The organism is Sphingomonas segetis, assembly GCF_009720245.1.
Lineage (GTDB): Bacteria > Pseudomonadota > Alphaproteobacteria > Sphingomonadales > Sphingomonadaceae > Sphingomicrobium > Sphingomicrobium segetis.
The window spans coordinates 1-22815 of record NZ_WJSQ01000030.1 but is presented as its reverse complement, the minus strand read 5'-3'; the positions used below and the strand labels follow the sequence as shown (position 1 = coordinate 22815).

At 62.6% G+C, this 22815-nt stretch carries 25 protein-coding genes, 1 tRNA gene and 1 pseudogene; 13 read left to right on the top strand and 14 right to left on the bottom strand.

Annotated elements, in window-relative coordinates:
• Positions 1–115, bottom strand: a pseudogene (locus GH737_RS15720) (TetR/AcrR family transcriptional regulator); the annotation flags it as partial.
• A 27-nt stretch (positions 116–142) separates the two neighbouring features.
• Here GH737_RS15720 and GH737_RS04875 point away from each other — a divergent pair.
• Positions 143–1012: a metal-dependent hydrolase gene (locus tag GH737_RS04875; RefSeq protein WP_230558629.1), complete on the top strand. Its 870-nt coding sequence runs from the start codon at positions 143–145 to the stop codon at positions 1010–1012.
• Between the two features lie 87 nt (positions 1013–1099).
• Here GH737_RS04875 and GH737_RS04870 read toward each other — a convergent pair whose 3' ends face one another.
• From GH737_RS04870 to hspQ, 4 genes are all read right to left on the bottom strand, one after another.
• Positions 1100–1648 carry a GNAT family N-acetyltransferase gene (locus GH737_RS04870; protein ID WP_155263737.1) on the bottom strand — a complete coding sequence of 183 codons (549 nt, stop codon included), beginning with the start codon at positions 1646–1648 and terminating at the stop codon, positions 1100–1102.
• Between the two features lie 170 nt (positions 1649–1818).
• Positions 1819–2091, bottom strand: coding sequence for a 50S ribosomal protein L27 (gene rpmA, locus GH737_RS04865; RefSeq protein ID WP_155263736.1), 273 nt, complete (start codon positions 2089–2091; stop codon positions 1819–1821).
• Positions 2092–2109: 18 nt separating this feature from the next.
• Complete coding sequence (rplU, locus tag GH737_RS04860) at positions 2110–2712, bottom strand: 50S ribosomal protein L21 (protein WP_155263735.1); 603 nt, start codon at positions 2710–2712, stop codon at positions 2110–2112.
• 228 nt (positions 2713–2940) lie between these two features.
• Positions 2941–3282, bottom strand: a complete 342-nt coding sequence (gene hspQ, locus GH737_RS04855) for a heat shock protein HspQ (protein WP_230558630.1) — start codon at positions 3280–3282, stop codon at positions 2941–2943.
• 127 nt (positions 3283–3409) lie between these two features.
• Between hspQ and GH737_RS04850 the strand changes: the two genes are divergently transcribed.
• From GH737_RS04850 to GH737_RS04820, 7 genes are all read left to right on the top strand, one after another.
• Positions 3410–3499 (top strand) — tRNA-Ser (locus tag GH737_RS04850).
• A 191-nt stretch (positions 3500–3690) separates the two neighbouring features.
• Positions 3691–4959 carry a tyrosine-type recombinase/integrase gene (locus GH737_RS04845; RefSeq protein WP_230558628.1) on the top strand — a complete coding sequence of 423 codons (1269 nt, stop codon included), beginning with the start codon at positions 3691–3693 and terminating at the stop codon, positions 4957–4959.
• On the top strand, positions 4949–5458 hold the full coding sequence (locus tag GH737_RS04840) for a hypothetical protein (RefSeq protein ID WP_155263732.1): 510 nt from the start codon (positions 4949–4951) through the stop codon (positions 5456–5458). Before GH737_RS04845 ends, GH737_RS04840 begins: the two co-directional genes overlap by 11 nt.
• Positions 5459–5524: 66 nt before the next feature.
• Positions 5525–5734, top strand: coding sequence for a helix-turn-helix transcriptional regulator (locus GH737_RS04835; protein ID WP_155263731.1), 210 nt, complete (start codon positions 5525–5527; stop codon positions 5732–5734).
• A 539-nt stretch (positions 5735–6273) separates the two neighbouring features.
• A complete protein-coding gene (locus GH737_RS04830; RefSeq protein ID WP_155263730.1) occupies positions 6274–6456 on the top strand; it encodes a hypothetical protein in 183 nt (60 codons plus the stop codon).
• A gap of 308 nt (positions 6457–6764) precedes the next feature.
• Positions 6765–7016: a hypothetical protein gene (locus GH737_RS04825; RefSeq protein WP_155263729.1), complete on the top strand. Its 252-nt coding sequence runs from the start codon at positions 6765–6767 to the stop codon at positions 7014–7016.
• A complete protein-coding gene (locus GH737_RS04820) occupies positions 7004–7558 on the top strand; it encodes a hypothetical protein (RefSeq protein WP_155263728.1) in 555 nt (184 codons plus the stop codon). The genes GH737_RS04825 and GH737_RS04820 overlap by 13 nt, the downstream gene beginning before the upstream one ends.
• On the opposite strand, the gene GH737_RS04815 is transcribed toward GH737_RS04820, so the two are convergent.
• A complete protein-coding gene (locus GH737_RS04815; protein WP_155263727.1) occupies positions 7555–8193 on the bottom strand; it encodes a hypothetical protein in 639 nt (212 codons plus the stop codon). The two genes, GH737_RS04820 and GH737_RS04815, sit on opposite strands and share 4 nt — an antisense overlap.
• Positions 8194–8327: 134 nt before the next feature.
• Here GH737_RS04815 and GH737_RS04810 point away from each other — a divergent pair, with 134 nt between their 5' ends.
• Entirely contained in the window at positions 8328–9539 is a 1212-nt protein-coding gene (locus tag GH737_RS04810) for a phage major capsid protein (protein ID WP_155263726.1), read from the top strand.
• Here GH737_RS04810 and GH737_RS04805 read toward each other — a convergent pair.
• Positions 9536–10714: a hypothetical protein gene (locus tag GH737_RS04805; protein WP_196232985.1), complete on the bottom strand. Its 1179-nt coding sequence runs from the start codon at positions 10712–10714 to the stop codon at positions 9536–9538. The genes GH737_RS04810 and GH737_RS04805 overlap by 4 nt on opposite strands.
• A 389-nt stretch (positions 10715–11103) precedes the next feature.
• Between GH737_RS04805 and GH737_RS04800 the strand changes: the two genes are divergently transcribed.
• Positions 11104–11472, top strand: a complete 369-nt coding sequence (locus GH737_RS04800) for a hypothetical protein (RefSeq protein WP_155263724.1) — start codon at positions 11104–11106, stop codon at positions 11470–11472.
• A 52-nt stretch (positions 11473–11524) separates the two neighbouring features.
• Here the strand turns inward: GH737_RS04800 and GH737_RS04795 are convergent, their stop codons facing one another.
• Both GH737_RS04795 and GH737_RS04790 read right to left on the bottom strand, forming a co-directional pair.
• Positions 11525–11842, bottom strand: coding sequence for a hypothetical protein (locus GH737_RS04795; protein ID WP_155263723.1), 318 nt, complete (start codon positions 11840–11842; stop codon positions 11525–11527).
• A 447-nt stretch (positions 11843–12289) separates the two neighbouring features.
• A complete protein-coding gene (locus GH737_RS04790) occupies positions 12290–12634 on the bottom strand; it encodes a thermonuclease family protein (RefSeq protein WP_155263722.1) in 345 nt (114 codons plus the stop codon).
• On the opposite strand from GH737_RS04790, the gene GH737_RS04785 reads away from it, so the two are divergent.
• Entirely contained in the window at positions 12530–13111 is a 582-nt protein-coding gene (locus GH737_RS04785) for a (deoxy)nucleoside triphosphate pyrophosphohydrolase (RefSeq protein WP_230558627.1), read from the top strand. The genes GH737_RS04790 and GH737_RS04785 overlap by 105 nt on opposite strands.
• A gap of 20 nt (positions 13112–13131) precedes the next feature.
• Positions 13132–14058, top strand: coding sequence for an HNH endonuclease (locus GH737_RS04780; RefSeq protein WP_155263720.1), 927 nt, complete (start codon positions 13132–13134; stop codon positions 14056–14058).
• Between the two features lie 343 nt (positions 14059–14401).
• Here the strand turns inward: GH737_RS04780 and GH737_RS04775 are convergent, their stop codons facing one another.
• The 5 genes from GH737_RS04775 to GH737_RS04755 form a co-directional block, all read right to left on the bottom strand.
• Complete coding sequence (locus GH737_RS04775; RefSeq protein WP_155263719.1) at positions 14402–16180, bottom strand: TIR domain-containing protein; 1779 nt, start codon at positions 16178–16180, stop codon at positions 14402–14404.
• A 64-nt stretch (positions 16181–16244) separates the two neighbouring features.
• Complete coding sequence (locus tag GH737_RS04770; protein ID WP_155263718.1) at positions 16245–16517, bottom strand: DUF4242 domain-containing protein; 273 nt, start codon at positions 16515–16517, stop codon at positions 16245–16247.
• A 45-nt stretch (positions 16518–16562) separates the two neighbouring features.
• The gene (locus GH737_RS04765; RefSeq protein WP_155263717.1) at positions 16563–17624 is read right to left on the bottom strand and encodes a PrsW family glutamic-type intramembrane protease; all 1062 of its coding nucleotides are present in this window, start codon (positions 17622–17624) and stop codon (positions 16563–16565) included.
• 5 nt (positions 17625–17629) lie between these two features.
• The gene (locus GH737_RS04760) at positions 17630–20764 is read right to left on the bottom strand and encodes a hypothetical protein (RefSeq protein ID WP_155263716.1); all 3135 of its coding nucleotides are present in this window, start codon (positions 20762–20764) and stop codon (positions 17630–17632) included.
• 22 nt (positions 20765–20786) lie between these two features.
• Positions 20787–22322, bottom strand: a complete 1536-nt coding sequence (locus GH737_RS04755; protein WP_196232984.1) for a hypothetical protein — start codon at positions 22320–22322, stop codon at positions 20787–20789.
• Between the two features lie 279 nt (positions 22323–22601).
• Between GH737_RS04755 and GH737_RS15715 the strand changes: the two genes are divergently transcribed.
• Positions 22602–22815, top strand: a 214-nt coding sequence (locus GH737_RS15715) for a hypothetical protein (RefSeq protein WP_230558626.1), incomplete at its 3' end; no start/stop codon positions are given.

Sequence of the window (22815 nt, the reverse complement as noted above, 5' to 3'; positions counted from 1 at the left end):
CGACTGCCTTGAGGGTCACCGCCTGCGGCCCGTCGGCGAGCAGCAGCCGGCGCGCGGCGGCGATCGCGGCCGAGCGGCTCTCCTCCGGGCTCAGGCGTCTGGGTCTTGTTGACACTAGTGTAAGTTAGCCTATCCTGCCGCCGTGAGCACGATCAGCCTCCCGACGCCGGCAGAGCTCAGCATCACGCCGCGCGACCGCCGCTTCGGCCGCCAGTCGGCCACGCCGCGACTTTGGCACGGCGGACGCGTCGAAGCGACTGCTATCTATAATGCCCTGTCGACGACCTTTCCCCGGGGCGAGGCGTTCTTCGTCGAGAGCGTGCGCGCCTTTCGCGACGGCACGCCGGCGAAGCTGGCGGAAGAAATCGCCGCCTTCACGACGCAGGAAGCGATCCACAGCCGCGAGCACGACGCGTTCAACAGGCGCGCGGCCGATGCCGGCTACGAGCTCGGCAAACTCGAAGCGCAGGTCGAGAAGCGGCTGGCGATCACCAAGGGCAAGCCGCCGATCGTCAGCCTCGCCGCGACCATGGCGCTCGAGCACTTCACCGCGATCCTCGCCCACCAGCTGCTCGCCGATCCGCGCCACCTCGACGGCGCCGAGCCCGAATCCGCCGAGCTATGGCGCTGGCACGCGGCCGAGGAGATCGAGCACAAGGGCGTCGCCTACGACACCTGGATCCACGCAACGCTGCACTGGAGCCGCTGGAAACGGTGGAAGGTGAAGGCGAAGGTGATGCTGTTCATCACCCGCAACTTCGTCGTCGACCGCACTGCGGGCGCGCTCGAGCTGATGCGGCAAGATGGGGTCACCGGCGTGCGCGCGTGGCGGCTGCTGCTGGCGTATTTGTGGCTGCGGCCCGGCATGTTCCGCAAGATCGCGGGCGCGTGGCTGAAGTTCTTCCTGCCCGGGTTCCACCCGTGGAACGAGGATGATCGGCATTTGCTGCGTGCGTATGACGCGAACGGGACGGCCGAAGAACCGAAGCGCCGGGTACGGCGGGCGGTGTGATGCGTCATCCCGGCCTTGAGCCGGGACCCGCTTTTTTCACTGGCGCAAAAAGGGCAGGCCTCGGACCAGGTCCGGGGTGACGTTTCATTACGCCGCAATCGCCTCCTCCTCTTCAACGTCGACGGCACTTAGCCGCAGGCGCATCAGCCTTGCCGGCACCTCTTCGCCTCTCGCGCAGCTCATGCGCGGCGCGATGATGCCGGTGGACTCGAAGCCGAGGTTGTCGAGCACACGGCCCGACGCCGGGTTGTCGATGAAGTGCGAGGCCTCCAGCCGGCCGAGTCCCAGCGCGCGCGCGATTCCGATCAGGGCGGTGCAGGCTTCGGTCGCGAAGCCGCGGCCCCAGGAGGAGCGCGCGATCCAATAGCCCATCTCAACCGCGCCCGACGGCCGCCGCCCGAGGCCGCACGAACCGACCAGCCGCGGTTCGGCGTCGGTGCGCTCGAGGATCAGCAGCGAGGGAAGCACCGGGTCGCGCGGGCTGGCGAGGAACGCCTCGGCGTCGCGCAGCGTGTACGGCCACGGAACCACCGCGAGATTGCGGGCGATCGCTTTGTCCGACATGGCGGCGGCAAGCGCCGCCGCATCTTCGGGGAAGCCAGGCCTCAGCAGCAGTCTCGTAGTTCTCGCGAACATCACCCTTCTCCTCACCCGGGTGCCTGGCGGCCGCCCGTGACCGTATCGGGAGAAGGCAAAGAAAAAGGGGAGACCCCTTCCGGGGGCTCCCCTTCTCCCTTTTGGCTTTGATCTGGTCTAGATCTCGTCCGGGCCGCCCCCTTGTGGGAACGGTCCCTTTCTGACCGTTCCTATTTCGCGCCTTCCGCAAACGTCGGCATAATATGCACGTACTTGCGGCCGAGCTTGCCATCTCGGAACGCGACCTGGCCGTCGGTGAGCGCAAAAAGCGTATGGTCCTTACCCAGGCCGACATTGTCGCCCGGGTGCCACTTGGTGCCGCGCTGGCGCACGATGATGTTGCCGGCGCGCACGGTCTCGCTGCCGAACTTCTTCACGCCGAGGCGCTTGCTTTCACTGTCGCGGCCGTTGCGGGACGAGCCGCCTGCCTTCTTGTGTGCCATGACGAATTCGGATCCTGACTACTTGGCCTTCGGGGCCTTCTTGGCGCCGCCCTTAGCAGGTGCAGCATTTTTTGTCGACCGGGTTTTGGCTGTCGGCTTGTCGGCCGGCTTGTCCTTGGCGGCCTTGGGCGGAGCGTCGACACTCTCGGCGGGCGGATTCGCCTGGGCCTCGTTGTTCGGCGCCGGGTTCTCGGTCGGAGTGGCGTCGACCTCGGCCGGCGCGGTGTCCACCTTCTTCGCGCTGCCCTTGGCGGGCTTCGCGGCAGCTTCGGGAGCGGGCGCCGCGTTCGATTTCGCGGCCTTCGCCGGCTTCTCGGATTTATGATCGCCGATCGCGACGATCTTCAGGATCGTGTGCTGCTGGCGGTGGCCCTTCTTGCGCCGGTAGTTGTGGCGGCGGCGCTTCTTGAAGACGGTGACCTTCTCGCCCTTTGCCTGGGCGATGATCTCGGCGGCGACTTTGAGGCCGTCGGTGGACTCGAGCTTGCCGGCGTCGCCGGCGAGCAGGACGTCGCCGAGCGTGACCTTGTCACCGGCATTGCCGTCGAGCTTCTCGACGACAATCTTGTCTCCAGGGTGCACGCGGTACTGCTTCCCACCCGTGCGGACGACTGCGAACATGGCTTTTATCTTCCTCGCGAATTCTCAAATCCCGCGCGCTGTCGCTCACGAAAGCAGGGCCGCGTTCGGGAAAGCAGGCCGCCTATGGCAGGGGGCAGAAAGTGTCAACCGCCCCTCCTTCCCCATCGGCAAGGATGGGGGGTAAACAGCGGCGGCGCAGGACCCGTCCACCATCGACTCTCCGCTCGATGGTTGCCCTCTCAATGAGCTGCGCACATGCGGACGAACTCAGTGCCGCAGCTGATCCCGCAGTCGGTAGCTTCCGTCTTCAAGAGCCTCGAACATGGCGCCGACGGCCGGATGGTCGATCGGCTCCTCGCTCTCGTCGCGCACCAGGTTCTGCTGACTGACGTAGGCGATGTAGCTGCTCTCGGCATTTTCGGCGAGCAGGTGGTAGAAAGGTTGCCCCTTCGACGGGCGCAGCGCTTCGGGGATCGCCTCGTACCATTCGTCGCTGTTGGCGAACTCGGGGTCGACATCGAAGATCACGCCGCGGAAGTCGAAAATCTTGTGGCGCACCACGTCGCCGATGCCAAAGCGGGCAAGCGGGATGTCGATCTTGCGGCCCATAAGGGGGGAACGTTCGAGCGGTTCAAAAGGGGTCATGTGTTCCTATCTAGGCAACCCCGGTGCTCGCTGCTAGAGCGCCGCGTCCGACCGAGCCGGCACCCGCCCGGCCAGCACGCACCCTACAAGCGGAGAGGTGGCTGAGTGGTCGAAAGCACCGCACTCGAAATGCGGCGTACGGGCAACCGTACCGTGGGTTCGAATCCCACCCTCTCCGCCAGCTGTTGTATTCCGAAACGGCGACGATCGGCTCGATTGATCTGCTAAAATCGAGATCATTCAGACACATCGATCGAAACTGACGGTCCCGCTGGGTTCCGTTTGGTTCGAGAAATCTGTTTACGTTTTTGTCCGAATCAGGGAAATATCAGGGATGGCTCCCGATGTGATGAAGAGCTATGGAGACCTGATATGCGGCTGACGAAGAAGGAAATTGAGCGGGCCAACAAGCGCCGGCGCTACAGCGATGGGCGCGGCCTGTTCCTGTCCGTGAGCGCGAACGGTCGGAAGACATGGTCCTTCTGCTACCGCTTCCCTGACCCTGCCAAGGACACGGTGAAAAGCGGCAAGCCAAAGAAGGGCTACCGCGAGCGTGAGATGAGCCTGGGGTCGATCGACTTCATGGACATAGACGATGCCCGCGACCGCTGCGTGGAGCTTCGCCGCATGGTCCGTCAGGGCACCGACCCGATGGAGGAGCGCGACCGCGAAACGCGGCATGTGATTCGCCAGCGCCGGGATGGATCCACGTTCAAGCAAGTCGCCGACCGCTACATCGACGTGAAGAAGGCGGAGTGGGACGCGGGAGGCGCAAGCGAACAGTCGTGGCGCGGCTCCCTCGCCAAGCACGTGTTCCCCGTCATCGGAGACACGCCGGTTGACCGCATCGACCGCGCTGACGTGCTCGACCTCCTATTGCCGCTTTGGACAAAGGTACCGGTCACGGCCACGCGCCTCCTCCCACGGCTCGACCTGATCTTCAGCTATGCGATCGAGGAAGGCTTGCGCTCCGGCAACAACCCCGCCGATCGAGACAGCCTCCGCAAGTCGCTGCCCAAGGCGAGCAAGGTGCACCGGCCCAAGCGCCACAAGGCCATGACCTATGATGAGGTGCCAGAGTTCGTCGCTAAGCTCCGCGAGCGCCAAGGCGTGGCGCCTCAGGCTCTTGAGTTCCTGATCCTCACGGCGCTTCGGACCTCGGAAGTGATCGGCGCGACGTGGGACGAAATCGACCTAGAAAAAGGCATCTGGACGATCCCGGCGGAGCGCATGAAGATTAAGCGCAGCGGCAATGGCGAGGAGCGCATGGCGCACCGTGTGCCGCTGTCGCCGCGAGCGCTGGCGATCCTCAAGGCCGTCCCGCATGAGGACGGTAACCCGCACGTGTTCATCTCGCGGACGAAGGCGCGCAACGGCCTAAGCAACATGGCGATGCTCGACCTCCTCAAGAACGACATGGGTTATGCGGGTAAGGCGACGGTGCACGGCTTCCGCTCCGCGTTCCGCACATGGGCGGCCGAGGCGACCAACTATCCGGACCAGCTCGCGGAGTTCGCCCTGGCCCATTACGACGATGACGAGACAGTGGCCGCGTACCGGCGCACTGACCTGTTCGAGAAGCGCCAGCCGCTCATGGCGGATTGGGCGGCTTTTGTGAGTAGCAAGTCGAATGCTGCCTGATTGGGACTTCGGCGGCGACGATACGAAGCGCGGCGCCTTTATCACGTGGGTCGAGCGAGAATTCGATCGGTTCGCCATGCTCTCCAGCGGCCGATATCAACAATTGGCAGAAGCGCATGATTGGCCGACCCTTTTGGCCGAATCCGTTTCTTCGCCTCGCGCAGCGAACCGCCCGGCCGACGCATTCGCCGGCCTGAATGCAATGGTCTGGGAATACGAAGTGTTGCGCTACATGTTTAATCGCTACTGGCCTGGACGAAAGCGTCCAAGCGCCGACTCCGCGAGCGCATTGCGAATTGCCGTCAATCGGTGCCGCCGGGGCTTGCCCCGCGAGACGCGGAGTCTCGATAGACTCAAAGCTCATCGGTCACATACTGAGGAGCTAGTTGAGAAGCTTCGTGCCGAGCTTAAGCGAAGGACGCCTTCGGCAGGACGCCGGGAAGCCGCTGCCGATATTGCCTACCTTGCTTCCCTCCCCGCCCATCACTTCGCCCGGTAGTTCTGCGGGGTAATCCATTCGCTCCGATTAGGGTCTTCTCTTCTCCGCAACCTTGGAGAACTGCCGATGAGCGAGAAGCCACCCCCTCTAGTCATTCGTCCGCGCGATTGGATGCGCGAACTCGGCGTCGGAAAACACGGCCTGGCGATCCTGATAAGGGATCACGGTCATCCCAAGCCCTTCCGCCTGGGCAAGCGCAGCAGCGGCTTTGACAGGCGAGAATGCGACGCGTGGTTGGAGAGCCGCAAGGCGCAGCGGAGCACCGGAAATGGCTGAGGGTGAAGAGCCATATCGGGGTGCATACGTCACGCTCGAACCTCACCGGCGCGGCTTTCGCGTGACTATCCAAGCTCTGACTAAACTGGACGTTAGTCGCACCTTCCACAGCAAAGACGAAGCCTGGGCTTACGCCCGCGGGCTTTGGACTCTGCTGAGATTGCCTCTGCGCGACCTGACCGAGGCGAACGTCGCCCGATCAAACTTAGGAGATCGTTCATGAGCACACGCGTTTATTCTCTGACTTTCGGCTCACGTTGCGAGTACTTCGCAAACCGCGTGGCCGCTGTGCGGCGAGCATTGCGTTTGGTCGCCGTGAATGACGCCTCTGTTCGGTTCGAACTAGGCTCAATCACCGCCGCAGATGATTGTCGCAGAGCCGAGTTGGGCCGCCGGCTTAACCCGGCGTGGAACGGTCGACCACCGTCGATTATCAGCCGAAAAGTGCTTCTGCGGCTACTCGGCTGCAGGGACACAGTAAGAGGCCAGTCGACCGAAATCCTGCCCCTGTCCGATCTCCTTATTAAGGAGCTGGGACGATGATGCGCGAGCGCCAATATGTCGTCCTGGTGCGGGGATTCAGCCCGATGAGGGTCTGGGGCCAAACCCGACACAAAGCGAAGGCGACGGTTGCGCGTGAGCTTGTTGAGCACGGTCACGCCTACGACTTCAAGCACGCTTGCAACCGGCTGATCTACAGCTGCCGCCTGGTGCAGCCATGATAGGTCTCCGAGCATCACAAGGGGCGGAAGGGGCGGCGGGGGCGGAGAGAGTATATTTAGCCCTCCGCGGATTTTCCGAGTTCGGCTCCGGATTTTGTTCGATCCGCAAAATTACTCTCTCCGCCCCCGCCGCCCCTCGCGCCCCTTTTCAGATCGAAACAAGGGGGGGGCGTGAAAGTTTCGTACATGGAACGAGCCACGCCGGCGGCGGCAGCGAGAAAAATTGCAAACACGCATTTTCCAGCCCGAACCGCCTCTGGCGCCCGAACGCGCGCGAGGGCTCACGAGGGCGCGCGAGGAGATGATGCATGACCCGCGACGATGAAGAGATCAGCACGAAGGCGATCGAGCTCACCCGCGACCTCTGCCGGCGCATGGCGATCGAGTGTCAGGCGCGAGGTATCAGTCTTGAGGACGTAGCGGTGGCTTCGCTCTATGCCGCGCACGATATCGCGCAGAACTTTCGCGGTGATCCATTCGCGGCGATTGAATGGATGCGGACCGGTCTCGACTTGATGGAGAGGCAACTGTTCGCAAATGATGGGGCATGCTCGACCTAACCAGACGCCTCGACCCTGTGTGGCCCAACGATTTGAAACCTGTCGGAGAGGGGGAAATTGACAAAGAGGAATTCGAGACGTGGTGGGAGCGAAACCGACTGCGTCTACCTAACCTTCACCGGTTGATCGCCGAACAATGGGTATATCGTCACTGGACGCATTCTCCGTTTGCCTTCCTGCCCCTCGAATCTCTTACGTGGGAATTGGCGGATATGACGGGCGACGAAGTGTTAGCGCGCGTGCGGCGAGAATTTGCCGGCCCGCTCGACCCTGAGTTTGACTACGCTGTTTTCCAAGAAGAAAACTTTGGCAAAAAGCTGGCGACCTCTTTTGCTCTGGACCAGGGCACTTGGGACTATCCGATCATCACTCTCAGGACGCCTAACGGCATGCGCAACCATGAAGGTGAGTTCCCGGATGTGCGATTGGTTCTCCTTGAGGGTCATCAGCGGCATCGGTATCTGAATGCTCTTCATGCCTTAGGAAAAGCCCCCGCTGGTCCACACAAGCTCTTTCTGCTCGCATCGCCGAGAGCAGGCTAGGACCGCCACATCCACGCAGTGCCGAACTTTTCGCTCGTCAGCTTGACGCGCTCCAAGGGCTCAAGCTCGGTGTAGAAATCGTTGCCCGGAAAAAGCTCTTTGCGCTCGCAGAATGCCAGCTTCTCGTAGGGCTGCCCCTTGAAAGCGAAATTCGCATAAATGTGCGGATAGGAGTAGTATTCGTCTCCCGTCAGATCGACGTGATCAATTACATCATAGGGAATGTAGCCGATCAGATAGCCCGTCTGAGTTTCGCTAGGTTCGTTGAGCAGAGCGCCCAGTCGCCAACTTTTCTCGGATTCCTCCCACACCAATGAGTGGATCCCCAAAGCGACCTCGATACCTCGGTAATACGTGCCAACAAGGCCGACGCGGAACCAAGGTGAAATGCGTTTCCCTTCTTCTTGATCCGGATAGTGATCCATCCGCCGCACATCACGGATGATCACGTCGCTGCGTAACTGATCGCGACGGCGAGTCAGTATCAGGTCTTCGAACAATGGCTTCCATTTCGCTCGACGTTCAAGGCGCTGGCCGGATGATCTGCGACCCAACGTTCGGCGCACAAAGCCAACTACGTCTTTGAGGATGTTGTAAGCGGTGGAACCGCCTGTCCATTCGATTAGCCCGACCATGTTCCTTTTGAACCTTAGCCAGCGCAGAAACGACCTCGCAAGCTGTAGGCCCACCGGCATGGGACTCTGCCGAGGCCTAGAGCGCGCGGGCATGCTTGGCGCTGCCTCCATCACCTCATTCTTTGGAGGCTGTAATGCAGCACATTCATTTTCCGCGCGCTCTCGCTCACGGTGGTTTCCGTGTTCTTGCGGAGGAGACACCCCAGCAGCTATTCGCCCAGCTCCGCGACAGCATAGACATCTTCAGAGGCGATTATTCTGATCGGCTGACAAATCTGGAAAGCGCGCTCCAGACCATCCACGCGGGCAATCCGCAGATCGGCGCACCGGCGATCGGAGCGGACCCCGAATACAGCCGCACGTTCGCTAGCTACTTCCGCAAGGGCGACGGTGACGAGTTCTTGCGCAAGGCGAACTCGACCGGCGAGCGCGCGACCATTCAGGCGTCAATGAGCGTCGGCGACAATTCGTCAGGCGGCTATCTCGCACCGGTTGAATGGGACCGGAAGATCAGCGAGGCGCAACGCGCGAACTCGCCAATGCGGCGGCTCGCCACGGTGCGGCAAACGAGCGTCGGCGCTTACACGACCCTATGGAACAACGACCAGTGGGGATCGGGATGGGTCGGTGAGACGGCGGCGCGGCCTCAGACGAGCAATGCTTCTTTGGCGCCCATCACGTTTTCGAGCGGCGAGATTTACGCGATGCCCGCCGCAACGCAGCGGCTGCTCGACGACGCCGCGCTCGACGTGGAGAACTGGCTGCGTGACGCCGTGCAGCGAGAGTTCAACCGGCAGGAGGGCATCGCCTTTTTGAGCGGCGATGGAGTCAACAAACCCGCTGGCTTTTTGACCTACGTTGAGGGCGGCGCCAACGCGGCCGCACATCCGGGCGGGCCGATCGAGGTCATGGACGTGGACATTGATCCGGCTGCGGCAGCGGAGACGATCGATAGGCTGACCGACTTTCAATACTCGCTTGAGGCGCCCTACCGACAGAATGCCACCTGGCTCATGTCGAGCCTTTCAGCGGCCACCCTGGCAAAGCTCAAGGACGCGAACGGCCAGCTAATCTGGCGCGAGACCCTACTCGCCGGTCAGCCCTCCACGTTCATGGGGCGGCCGGTCGAGATTGACGAAGCGATGCCCGCGCCGGGCGTAGTCGGAAACCTTCCGATTGCGTTCGGGGATTTCCAAGCTGGCTATCTCATCAACGACCGCATTGGCATCCGCGTTCTTCGCGATCCCTACAGCAACAAGCCCTATGTGATGTTCTACACAACGAAGCGCATCGGCGGCGGCGTGCTCGATCCGAATGCGATCCGCGTGCTGAGGGTGCCGGCCTAACGCGCGGCGTTGAAGCGCTGAATCCTGTCAGGAAGTTCGGATAGCCTAGGCACAACTCGATCGGCGACTTCGGGGACTGCCGCTTTCAGGAAGTGCGAGAAGCGGCGGTCCCCTCGCCAGAGGTCACTGTGCCGTGCGTAAAGTGCGTGGATGAAATCTCCCCCCGTGCTGCGCTGCGGCTCTGGTGCAGTCGCGTCTGCGCTCTCCAATGCGAAGCGGATCATCATTTGGCTCATCGTCGCGCTGCACGGCACGCGCGCCGACTGTTCCGTGTCTTCGGTAAAGCGCGCGACCAGTTCGCTTGTGACGCCGAATTCAAGGTCATCGGAATTGAGCGCTTTGATTAACGTGGCTCCGACATTCCCGAGCTTCTCGCGAAAAAGCTGCTGGAGTTGGGGGCGAAGGCCCCCCGGCAGGTCGCCCAAAGCAGCGCGAAGCTTGAGCGCATGGGTCTGAATCTGCGCGCCAAAATCGCGCATCCAGAACGGCAAGTCTTTCTCGCCCTCAAATCTTTCAAAATAGACGCCGATGAACGTAGTCGGTTGTGCGACCTCAGAGAACAAGGCTCTCGAAGCCTCCTCCGGCTTCAAGCGTCCGGCGATCGCCGCAACAATCGAAGCTCTGACCCCCTCCTCTGAAAGCCCCCATTTGTTTGCAAACTGAGGCACGACGCGATCGGCTGCCTCGGCCAGATCCGTCATGGAGAACTTGCGCGATTTCGATTTGGCCGCTCGGCGGATCGCGCGATTGTGACCAGATTCGGCGACGGTGTTCGCTATAGTCGATTGGATCTCGGACTTGAGGTTCTCGAAAGCGTTTCCGACGTTCGGATGCCAATATCGTTGACCCGTAATTGCCTTCGCTCGTGGAGCCTGAGCTAACAGCCCAACATTATGAGCCGTCTCTGCGACTTCCAGCATGATCAACCGATTCGGGAATATGAATGCGTCTTCCCCGGCAAGAGCCTCAACGGCGCGGGCCTTACACACAGAAGTTTCGCGGTGGTCTGTATCATACTGGAGAAGCTCGCCGAGCACCGGCGCGGAGCAGGGAAAGATCGCTTCGCCAGCCTCCTTTAGGCGCAGGAGGGTTTCATAAAGCTGTTCGTCTCCTGGATCGGCTTTGCCCCGAAGGAGATCGCCGAACCGCGAGTAGTCAGATGTGTCCAGATACACTGCACAGGGGCGCGCGCTCGACATTTGACCCTCAGCTAAAGCACTTTCCACCAGAAATGAATGCTCGCCTGTTCACGAATCGTTCTCGTGAGCATATCGCACGCGAATGTCCACCAAGCATGTCAGAACGACCGGCGATCTCATACGCTTTGGCTGCGCCCTGAGAGTGGACTGCACACACTGTCATTCGACGCGGACGCTCAGCTCCAACGCTGCGGTAAAAGGCTTGGGACTAGTCGATCTGCGCGGCCTTTCGCGGCGCTTCCGCTGCATCCGATGCGGGATGAAGGCGGCTAGGGTCGCGGTACTGCCGCCGGTCTAGTGGCGATGGCTTGACCTTTGCAGCAGTAAGATCGCATGCGAGCGCCATGGGCGTGGAGATGTGAACCATGAGCGTCGAAGGTATGTGGGCCGTGTATTTCGGAGATGTCCACGGTAACGAAGGGGCCAACAGCGGCATTGTGGTCTTGGAAACGGAACGTCTCTTCGGCGGTGATTCATTCATCGCCTATCTCGGCACTTACGAGGCCGGTGGCGGAGCAGTGTCGGCGGACTTTAAGACATGGGCCTACAATCCAACCATCGTTGTGCAGACAGCTTTCGGGGACGTTGGCCCGGAACCGACGATGTGCCGACTAGAAGGCGCGCACGATCCGAACGGCGGACAGATGGGCACCATAACGGGGCAGGTTTGGAGAGTGGCACACCCAGAGGTGAAGCTTCCCGTGCACATGATGAAGGTGGCTGAGCTTCCTTAGGGGTAGAGTCTCAAGCAGCGCGGATCGCAATGTCGCAGCCCGCGTTCAGCAGCTAGAACTTGCGCTGCGGCGGGGGCTCCTTCGCGGACCTTTCGCAGCTTAGGCGCGCTTGACCAACGCCCTCGACAGAAGCGTTTTCGCCCGTCGTTACTCGTTCTGCCGAAGTGACCTCCTCGCCGGTCAATCGGTCAAACAAAAACTTATCCCGAATTGCTGTGTCGGCCGCCGTTCCAGAGCTCCAGGAAATATAGCGCTCGCCGAACTCGGGTTGCGTGCAGGTCTTGCTTGGACAGGCGGCGATCCACTTGCCGTCGTCTGAGCGCTGTGAAACGCGGCGATTGGACTCGTCCATTCGATAGACGAAAATCACCGGCAGTGGATCCGGATCGTCAGGGTGTTCGCGAAAGGCGCCAGCGCACGTTAGATAAAACTCGCTGCCGTTGGCCCGATGGCACCCGCTATCAGCGCGCTCAGCGATAGCAGCGAAATTGCCCCTATCGTTTCAATCGTCATCCTCACGCTCACAACATACACATCGACGGTGCTCCAAGGCGCGTGTTCGCACTTATTGTCGTGCTTGTCAGCGCAAGGTCGAAGATCAGCGATTTAGATTTTCTGCGTTTGGGCTCCTGCGATGTAGGATTTGGGCAGGCAGCGTTCCCCCGCCGTGCCGAATCGAACGGGGGAACGGGTGCTGCTCGGTGCACCCGTTTTCCGGAGCCGTCACGAATGCGCATTCTCGTTTTGGTTGCAGCCACGGCAGTCCCCTTCGTCGCCCCTGCGATTGCGGCATTCCTGATTTGGCTAGCGTGGAAGGCTACGGGCAATCGCGCCCGATGATCTGGCCGTTGTCCCACTTTCGCTTATAGCTCGCCTGACCGCGTTGAAGCTGCCAACACGACAGATTCACCTTCCCGGCCCATACGACCGCAACCTGCCTCCCATAGCGATCGCGCGTTATCGCCTGGTAGCGGATCGGACCTAGTCGCATTGCGCTCTTTAAGCTCTGCTTCGACGCCTCGCCGTTGCCGGATGCACATTGACGCCAACGCGGACAATGTTCGATCTCTGGCGCGTCGATGCCCAGCAGCCGGACGCGGTCCGCGCCGCAATGAATAGTGTCCCCGTCAACAACATAGGCGCTCGGACAGCCGATCAGCATTCGGCCGACCGTGCCACGGCAGTTAAACTGGGGCAACGGCTTGGAATCCGCGAGCTGGCGTGCTGTGAATCAAGCATGTCCGAAGCGCCCGTGAAGCAAGTTGCAGCCGCGATAGTTTTCCATGATCGGCGCGTTTTGGTCGCTCGACGTGCGCCAGGCCAACATCTCGCGGGTTTGTGGGAGTTTCCGGGTGGAAAGCTTGAGGCCGGGGAATCGCCACAATGCTGCATTGTTCGCGAGCTCAACGAAGAACTCTGCTTAAGCGTGGAAGCTCGCCAGACGCTGACAACATCGCTGTACTCTTACCCCGGCGGTCGCATTAATTTGATCGCGGTACTCGCCGATGCTGCAAAGCCAGACGTGGCCCTCACGGTTCACGATGCCATAAAGTGGCTTGAGCCGCGGGATTTGCTATCCGTGGAATTCGCACCGGCCGACATACCCATTGCCGAGGAAGTCAGCCGGCGGTTTGCCTAGAGCGAGTGGCGGGGGCGGTAATGCGTTATTGGTGGGTCAACCAGAATCAAACTTACAAGCACGAAGTGGCAGGAGGCTTTCTGTGGTCTCCGAAGGCGAACAGCAACGGTTCACGCAATCAGTTCTACGTAAACATGACGGAAGTCTCACCAGGCGATCTGGTCCTGTCCTTCTGTGACACCCGGATAAAAGCGATTGGTACGGTTACAGGCTCGGCAGTGTCGGCTGATAAGCCCGATTTCGGTAGGGCCGGCGATTATTGGGACAAAGAAGGCTGGTTTGTGCCAGTTGAGTTCACTGAGGTGGACAACCCGCCCCGTCCCAAGGATTTCATCGGTGACCTACTGCCGCATCTCCGTGGCAAGTATGATCCTCTTCAAAGGACGGGCGACGGTAACCAGGGGGTCTATCTAGCCGAAGTCTCCGAGGGTTTTATAGAGACGATCCTGGCGCATATGGGCACGACTTTGGAAGGTGTCATTGCCAAGGAGATCATCCCGCCTGAGGTCGAGGACGACAAAGCCCAATCTGCATTGGAAGGTAGGACTGATATCGGAGATACGCAGAAGGATCAGCTCGTGCGGGCTCGTCGCGGACAGGGAATTTTCAAGGCAAACGTGCGCCTAAATGAAAAGCATTGCCGGTTGACCGGGATTGCTGACCCCGTCCTGCTCATCGCTAGCCACATCAAGCCTTGGTCGAAGTCATCTGACTTTGAGAAGCTCGACGGCTGCAACGGGCTGCTCTTGTCTCCGCATGTTGATCGCCTTTTCGATCGAGGTTTGATCAGCTTCGATGACGACGGCACTGTCCTACGATCACCTGCAGTTGCGCCAGAGGTTTGGACAGCTTGGGGTCTCGACGAAATCAAGAACGTAGGCGGCTTTTCATTGAAGCAGTGCGGGTACCTGGCGTACCACCGCAAGCACCTCTTTAAACCTGCGTGAGTCTTGGGCTGGTCAGGGGAAAATCAGGGATCGGCATATGGCGCGTCTAGCTCGCCTCATGCTTTTCAACGCCTTAGGCTATAAGCAGTCGGACACCCTCTCCGCCAGCAACCTCGCGATTCATCTCGCCGGCGCGCCGAGGATGTGGTCCTCGCTCGTGTCGAGCGGAGGATCGAGCGACTGATTGCCTCCATCAATCGCCAAACAGCTTCTCCCGCGCAGCCCGTGATATCGAACCCATGTCGGCTGGCGCTGTTCCCTTGCACGATAGTGCATCGTCCGGCCGGCGAATGGCGGAGCGGCAGCCGGTGCGAACCGCTCGTCACGGCACGTCGACGACGGCTTAGCCGGTGGGCGTCGCGATCGTCAGTGCCGGCGAGCATGCCTGCTTGCCCCGATCGAGGCGCTTCCTCGCGTCGGCGACGATCTTCCCGAAGCGCGGGTCGTCGCGGAGCGAGTCCAGGTCGGGGTCCGTCTCCGCCGCCCTGAGATGCGTCGCGGACAGCGCCAGGGTCCCGGCGAGAAGCCGCAGCGCCTCGTCCTTCTCCCCGCAGTAGCCCGCGAGCACGCAGGCGAAATTGTAGCGCATGTTGACGTTATCGGGGTCGATCAAGAGCGCGCGATCGATCCACTCGCGCGCCCTGTCGCGTTCGCCGAGGATCGCATGGCCGCCAGCGATAATGCCGAGCGCCGCGCCGTTGCTGGGATCCTGCTGCAGCGACCGCTCCGCTTCCGACACCATCTTCGATGCAGAGTGGCGCAGCTTCTCCGTTTCTCCGAGCGCCCGATAGCAGGTCGAGACCATCGCCCAGGCGTGGAAGTCGGTCTCCATCAGCTCCACCGCCTTCTCGTAATGAAGCACGGCGGCGTGAACGTCGCCCCTGAACAGGAAGAAATGGCCGGCGTCCTTGTTCACCTCCCACGAGTCGGGGGCGAGGCGGATCGCCGTTGCCATCTCGGCCGCGGCAGCATCCTTCTGCTGCTTCTCCTCGAGCCGCTTGACCATCGGCAGATGCGCTTCGGCAATCGTCGGGTCGATCGACAGCGCAGCGTGCGCGGCGGCAAATCCGTCATCCACGTCCCGCTCGAAATTGTAGTGCAGGTTCGACTGCGCCATCGCCAGCAGCGCCCACGCCTGCGCATAATAGGGGTCGAGCTGGACGGCGCGGCCGCAGATCCGCATTACCCGCTCCTCCCTGCGCGGATCGCCATGATTGCCGGTCACCCAATATTGCCGCGCAAGCAGGTAGAGGTTGTAGGCCTCGGCGCAGGTGGTGCCGCGCTGCTCGAGCGCCTTCTTCTCCTCGGGGAGGAGCTTGAGCTTCAGCGCCTGAACGATCGCCTTCGAAATTTCGTCCTGAATGGCGAAAATGTCTTCGAGGTCGCGATCGTAGCGTTCGGCCCAGAGATGTTCGCCCGTCGCGCCGTCGATCAGCTGGGCGTTGATCCGGACCCGCCCGCCGGCTTTGCGCACGCTGCCTTCGAGCACGTGGCTGACGCCGAGCTTGCGAGCCACATCGGCGACGTCGACCGACTGGCCCTTGAAGGTGAAGGCGGTGTTCCGGGCGACGACGCCGAGCGCCGAAATCTTGGACAAATCGGTGGTGATGTCCTCGCTGATTCCGTCGCTGAAATATTCCTGCTCGGCATCGCCGCTCATGTTCTGGAACGGGAGGACGCAAATGCACCGCTGGCTCCGCCGCGAGCCCGCCTTGTCCGCGGCATCCGACGTCGCCGCGCCGAGCGCGCCGATACTCCCCTTGAGCTTGCGCCAGCCGGGAGAATCGGCGCTGCCGTCCCAACCGGCAAGGTCGGCGCACTGGATCTGGTTGAAGGGGAGCGGCGGAATGGTCCCGTCGAGTGTCGCCTGGAGGAGCGTGCCGGCGCTGCGCGCAGTATCGGCTTCGGCGCGCACCCATTGCGATTTCGCCGCTTCCGCCGACCACAGGACGATCACGGCCTTGGCGGACCTCAGCCGCTCCTCGATCACTTCGGCATAGGCGCGGTGGGCAGGCAGCTCGTCGTCGCGCCAGACGCTATAGCCCTCGCGGCGAAGCGTGTCGGCAACGCGCACTGCGACGGCCTCGTCGCTGCGCGCATAAGAGACGAACACATCGGCCATCAGGGTTCAGCCCCTCAACCCTCGAATGCCTTGAATATCAGGACTCTGGCGGCGAGTCTTGGCCTTACTCAGCGGTCGTGGGGCTGATCATCGTGCGAACCTGCGAGATCTTGTTCGCGGGGAAACCGCCGCGCTGCGCATGCTCGCGGATGACCTCCTCGTTGGGCGCACGGTAGACGCAGTAGATCTTGTTGTCGGTGACGTAGCTGTGGACCCACTGGATCTGCGGCCCGAGGTCGCGCAGCACGTCGCACGAAGTTTGCGACGCCGCCTTGAGGTCGCTGCTGGCGAGCTGGCCGACACCGGGCATTTCGCGTTCGATCACATATTCAGGCATTGAAGCACCTCCAGATGCGCGTGCCTTCCCCTCGGCTCTTCTACCCTATCGCAATTGACGCCCCAAGCGCTGCCGCATTTCCGACAGCTCCCAATAATCGTTGCGGCTGAAGGGCAGGAGCGCTTCGAACGCGGCGAATGTGCTCTTGCCCAAGGCCTGCTTGAGGCCGGCGAGCTCGGCAAATGCGGCGTGGACCTCGGCGCGATCGATTTCGACGTCGCCGGCGGCTTCCTCCATCATGGTGTCCTCCGCCTCGGCGACGAGCCAGGCGTGAAGCTCCCAGTAGCGCCGCATGCGCCGCGTGGCTTCGGGACCGACGCGGTCGGCGAGGCCAGCGATCTTCCGGCCCGCGGGACCCTCCGGCCAGGCGCCGGAGCGTAGCGCCTCGACCTGCGCGCGATGCGCAATGCGCTCGGCCGTCAGCCAGCGCTCGGCCTCGGCCTGGCCGAAATTGAAAATGCCGATGATCGCCACCGGAGCAAGCACCGCGGCGCCGAGCATCGCCACCAAGGGCCGGTCGGGAAACTGGTTGAACACGGTGTGGAGCGCGACTGCGATCAAATAGCCTGGCAGGAACCACCACAAGCGGAAGCGGAAGTCGCCGGCGGATTCGCGCATCTCGCGCTCGGCAAGCTCGTGGGCGATGGCGGCGAGGATGGCCAGCGTGGTCCCGTGCATGACCGCGGTGCCGAGACCGCGGACCAGCCAGGTCCCGGCACCGTAGGCGGGGAAGACCGTCAAGTAGAAGATGTTTTCGACGACCGAGAAGCCCGCGCCGATCGCGAATCCGGAGATGACCGCGTCGAGCTTGTAGCCGATGCGGTTCAGGCGGAAGAGGCCGATCATGGCGATCGCCTTGAGCGCCTCCTCGAGCCACGGCGCGATGAACCGGCTGTAGTTGGAATAGCCGATCGGCAGCGTGTCGAGAAAGCGGCCGGCGATCGGCCAGGCGACGAGCGCCGCGATACCTCCAAGCAGCAGCAGGACGAGGATTTCGCGAAGATTCATCAGCTTGAATGCGTCGAGCCAGACGAAGATCGCCAGCATCGCCAGCACGGGGATCAGGGCAAGGCCCCAGTGGGCGGCTTCGGCGAGGAGCTGGCCCATGACCGCTACAGGATCTTCAGCGAGGCAAGCCACTCGGTCTTGCTGTAGTGGCCGTCCTGCCAGCCCGCCGCGGCGCCGACTGAGAAGACCATCGGCAGCCGCAGCGCGACGGTGAAATTGAGGTCGAACTGCGCGCCGACGTCGTAATAGCGGTGGCCGTCGCCCATCGGATCCTGAGTCGCCATCCCCCCCGCGAACACCGCAGGGCGGATGTAGCTGAGGTAGAATGCCGGGGTGCCGACCTCGGCGAAGCGGACCGGCGGGAGGTTGATCTCGCCGGTGATCCTGCCGAACTTCCGCGCGGCGATCTCGTCGATCTCGAAACCGGGGAAGCTCTCCATTTCGCGATACCGCTTCACCGGCCGGTTATCGACGTAATTGTTGCGGAACGCGCCGAAATAATAGGCCGCCAGGGGGTTTTGGCGTTGGCCGCTGACGATTCCGGCATGGGCGTAGAGCCACACCGAGCTGTTGCGCCACGGCAGCGCCGTGCCGGCGTCGATGCCGCCGGAGAGCCTCGGGAACCAGTGCCCCTGCGCCTCGTCGGTTCCGGCGACGATCCGCCCCTCGATGCCCTTTTCGTGATCCACTCCGCCGAGCGAACTCGTGGTGTTGGTGTAGCGGAGCCCGGCTTCGAACGAGCGCAGGTTCTTCGGGCTGGGGATGTTCTGCGCGCCCGGGAGCTGCTGCAGGCCGAAATAAGCCGCTGCGGACCCGAACACGTCGAGCTGGCGCGGCGGGTCGTAGATCAAAGGTTTGTTGTAGCTCGCGATAAAGGCATCGCCCTTGCGGCTGCGCAGCACCGGCCCGAACAAATCGTAGAAATCGGCGTGGTTGTGCCAGTAGGTCAGCTTCCAGTTGGGCGTCTGGTATTCGAGATCGAGGTGGAGCCGCTCGCCGCCGTGCACATGGTAGGGCGAGACCGAGAGGTCGGCGCTGAACTGCCGGAACTGCAGCGGGTCGGCGATGTGCACATAATAGCCGAGCGCCGGCTTTTGCCCGTAGCCCGAAACCATCGGGTAATGCGCATCGAAGCGCATACGCTTGAACGGCTCGTAGGTGCTGCGCGCGGTAATCAGCTGATCGAGCGGCACCTTCGCGGGCGAGCCGACGGCCCATTGCTTGAGCTCGGGGTGGGCGGTCACGACCTCGTTACCGAGGAACTTCACGCTCGCCAGGTCCTCGCGCGCCTGCGGCTGGACGATCGACGGATTGAAGCCTTCGCCGGTGTAATCGTAGACCAGCAGCGAACCGTCGGGACGAAGCTGGGGCCGGAAAAAGCCGGTCGCGGCGTTGGTCAGGACGTCCCATTTGCCACTCGCAATGTCGAGCCGGTACACGTTTGAGACGCCGGTGTAGTAGGAGTTGCCGAGCAGCGCCTTGCCGTCGGGCGTAAACGTGAAATTCTCCGGAACCGCGGGGGGAAGCGACAGCGTCGCTACCGGATCGTCGGCATTGCCTTGCTCGATGTCCGAGAGCCGCCACACCTTCACCGACTGCTTTGCGTCGACCGTACCGTAAGACGCGGCAAGAAGCTGCCCGTCGGGCGAAATGTCCAGATCGAACAGGATCTCGCCGTAGCGAAAGGTCTTGACCTGGTTGAAACCGTCGTACGGCGGCGGCATCCGCACCAGGGTCACGAAGCCGTTCTGATGCCGGATGCCCCACAGGCTCTTGTCGGCCGGGTTGAAGGCGAGGTCGCCGATTCGCGCGTCGGTCAGCAGCCGGCGCTTCTTCCCGGTGTCGACGTCGATCGCGTTGATGTCGCGATAGGCGTAATTCTGGTTGGTGTAGAAGGCCGTGCGGCTCGACGCGTCGTAAGCGACGCTGGTGACCTTGTAGAGCATCATGCCGTCTAGGTCGGTGAGGTGCGCGATCTTGCCAGTCGCAAGGTCCATCCGGCCGAGGAAGCCGATCTTGCCGGGCCAGCGGAACGCCGCGATCAGACTGTTGGTCTTCTCGTCGACGAAGCCGCGCGACATCGACCCGAGACCGACGGGCGAGAGATGCTTTGGCTCGGTCAGCGGGTATTTGGCGAGCCCTGCGAGGTTGCGCTCCTGGAACTTGCGCTCGAACGCGATCCACTCGTCCCACACGCGGTTTAGCGATTTTCCGAACACATGGGCAAACTGGCTGGCGTAGAAGGCCTTCGAATCCTCGGGGCGGCGGAGCCACTCGTTGACCTTCTCGGGCCCGTAGATGAGCGCGAGGTAGGACATGAAGCGGGTGCCATAGAGATAGGAGTTGGCGCCGACCTGGAAGTCGGTCTGCGTGCCTTCGCTCTCGAGCCCGAGCGGCGAGAAGATGCGGCTGTGGTCGTGGATCTTGGCGCGCCACACCATTTCGTCATAGCCGCCCTGGGCGCGGCCGAGACCGCCAGCCATCCACGTTTCCATGAAGACCGCGCTGCCTTCCATGTACCAGCGCGGGGACAGGTTCCTCGGGCTCGTCAGGAAGTTGTAGAGGATCGATTCCGGATGGTCCTGGAGCGGCACCGGCTTGCCACCGAGGAAATGGCGCCAGCCCGCGTCCTGCGAATTCCAGACGTCGATCGTCCCGACGTGAGTCATCTCGTGGTTCATCAGCGTGAAGAAGCGTTCACCGGGCGAGAAGGTCTCCATCGAAAGCGACAGCGGCGCGACGTCGAGCAGCACCATGTCGCTTGGGGAGCCGAGCGCGGCGGCGTTGCCGTAGTCCGAGAAATCCTTGAGCAGGATCGTGACGGGCTCCCACGGCTTCCAGCGCAGGTTGCGCTCATGGAAGGCGAGTGAGTTCTCGAACGACCGCGCGATGTAGGGCGTGAGATAAGTCTGGATCGGGTCGATGTAGAGGAGCGTCAGGTTCTTCGTTTCGAGCGTCGACAGATGGAAGCCCGACGCGTCCTGCGGGACGTGCTCGGGGCCCTGCTGCTCGGGCGCGTTGGGCTTGGTTGGAGCCGGGGTGACCGGCTCCGATGGTGGCGTGCCTTCAGGAGTCGGCGGGACTTCGTCCGGCTTCTCGACGACGGTGGTCGTGTCCGCCGGCGGCGGAGGGGGCGGCTGCTTGGCGGGCGTCTGCGCGAAAGCCGTCGCCGGTAAGCCGATGAAAACGAGCGCCGCCGTCGCAAGTGCGAGGCGGCGCCCGCTACTACTCCCGCACATGAACTCCCCCCGGACCGGTGCGTCAGTCGCTATGCGACTGCGAGACGCCGGCCTGGTTCGCCTGAGACAGCGCTGCCGAGAAGCTCGGGTTGGCCATCAGTGCCGCAAGGTTGGGTTGCGCCGCAAGCGCCGCAAACGCCTTCTGGTTCGACGACAGGGCCGCCAGTGCCGCCGGCTGAGCGGCTATCGCCGCGAAAGCCTTCGGATTGGCCAGCATCGCCGAGAAGGCCTGCGGATTGTTGCGAATGGCCTGCGACGCCGCGGCATTGAGCGCGTTGGCGGCCCCTGCCGACGCCATCAGCGAATGGGCGTCGAACGCCTGCAGGGCGTGCGCCGCGGCGCTCAGCTGGCTCGCATTGCTGGCGAGGTTCGAAAATGCCGACGCGTTGTGGCCGAGGCTGGCGAGCAGGTTCGAGCTCAACATGCGCGCATTGGGAGCCAGGCTCCCGAACGCGAGCGCGTTGTGACTCATCGAAGCGAATACGCCCGGATCGGCCTTGAGCGCCGCCATTGCGTTGCTGTCGCCAGCAAGCTTCTGGAATGCTGCAGCGTTGCTCGCCATCAGCGCGTTGGACGACGCCTTGGACGCGGCATTGGCGAACGAGTTCGCATTGTTCGCGAAGCTGCCGAACGCCGAGGCTTTCGACAGGATCGCGGCGAGCGCAGCCGGATGGCCGGCGAGCGCGGCGAACGCCTTCGAATGCGATGCGATCGCCGACAGCGCCTTGGGCTGGCCGGCGAGCAGTGCGAACGCCGATGGGTTTGCCGCTAGCGACTGCAGCGCCGCGTTGGAGATCCCGGCGGACTGCAGCTTGCTGGCCGCGGCCGCCGCGCTGTTGATCGAAGCCGCCAGCGCCGCAGGCTGAGCCGACAGCGCCTTGAACGCGCCGGCGTTCGCCGCCAGCGACTTGAACACGCCAGGATCCTTGCTGAGCGCGACCATCGCATTGTTGTCGGCGGCGAGTTTCTGGAACGCGACGGCGCTGCTCGCCATGCTCGCATTGTTCGCTGCCTTCGACGCGGCGTCCCGGAACGCGTTCGCGTTCGACGCGAAGTTAGCGAAAGCTGCGGCATTCCTGACGATCGACGAGAGAGCGTCGGGATGCCCCGCCAGCGCCTGCATTGCGACCGGGTGGCTGGCAACCAGCCCCATCAGCGCTGAATTGGCATTGGACGACCGGGACGAAAGCGCCGATGCGTTCTGCGCCGCGTTGGCGACTCCCGCAAAGGCCTTCGGGTTGGCCGCCAGCGCCGCGAACGCTTTCGGGTTCGCCATCAGCGCGGCCATCACCTGCGGCTGGCTGGCGAGGGCCTTGAATCCCGGGCTCGCCGCGAGCGCGCGGAAGTCGGGATCGTGGACCATCAACTCGAACGCGTCGGTCTGCATCAGTTCCGGCACCGAAGTGTCGCCGAGCGTCACGTCGCCTTCTGCGATCTGCGCCGAAACATAGCGATCAGCCGGCGCAATCGTGCCCTGGCTCGGGCCAACGGGCGGATACACGCGCCCGAGGCCATAAGCCGCAACACCGAAGGCGAGAATGCCCGCGGTGGTAAGCATCAACTTACGGTTGTTCTTCGTGGAAATAGCAGTTGTCATTGTTGCCCCCTTGACTGAGTCAAGGCGTCCCATTTGCTCCGGGTTTAATCGAAAGTCAATGAACGTCGGGCGTCCGACACGGCGGCTAAGTCGCTGCACCTGCTAGGAAAAAAATCTCTCATCACCCGACGTCCCAAGATCCTTCGACAGCGATTCTTGTAATCGTCTTAACCACTTATCTAAGGTTAGCCGAAAGGACGACCGGCCTAATTCAACGGCATGTTGGAAAGGGAGCCGGTCATGCTTGCCCGCTTCGTCCTGATTGCTGCCGTTACGCTGACGAGCGCGACCGCGTTCGCCGCTGAACCCGCCCGCCCGCCTGTGCAGCCGACCGTTGAGCAGCCGGCGCCGGACCGTCCGGCCACGCCGCAGATCATGCTCGCATCAGCCGTAGTCGCCCCCGCCCCCGCCGCCGGCGCCGAGGCGAAGACGGCGACGCCGCACAGGCGCCGGG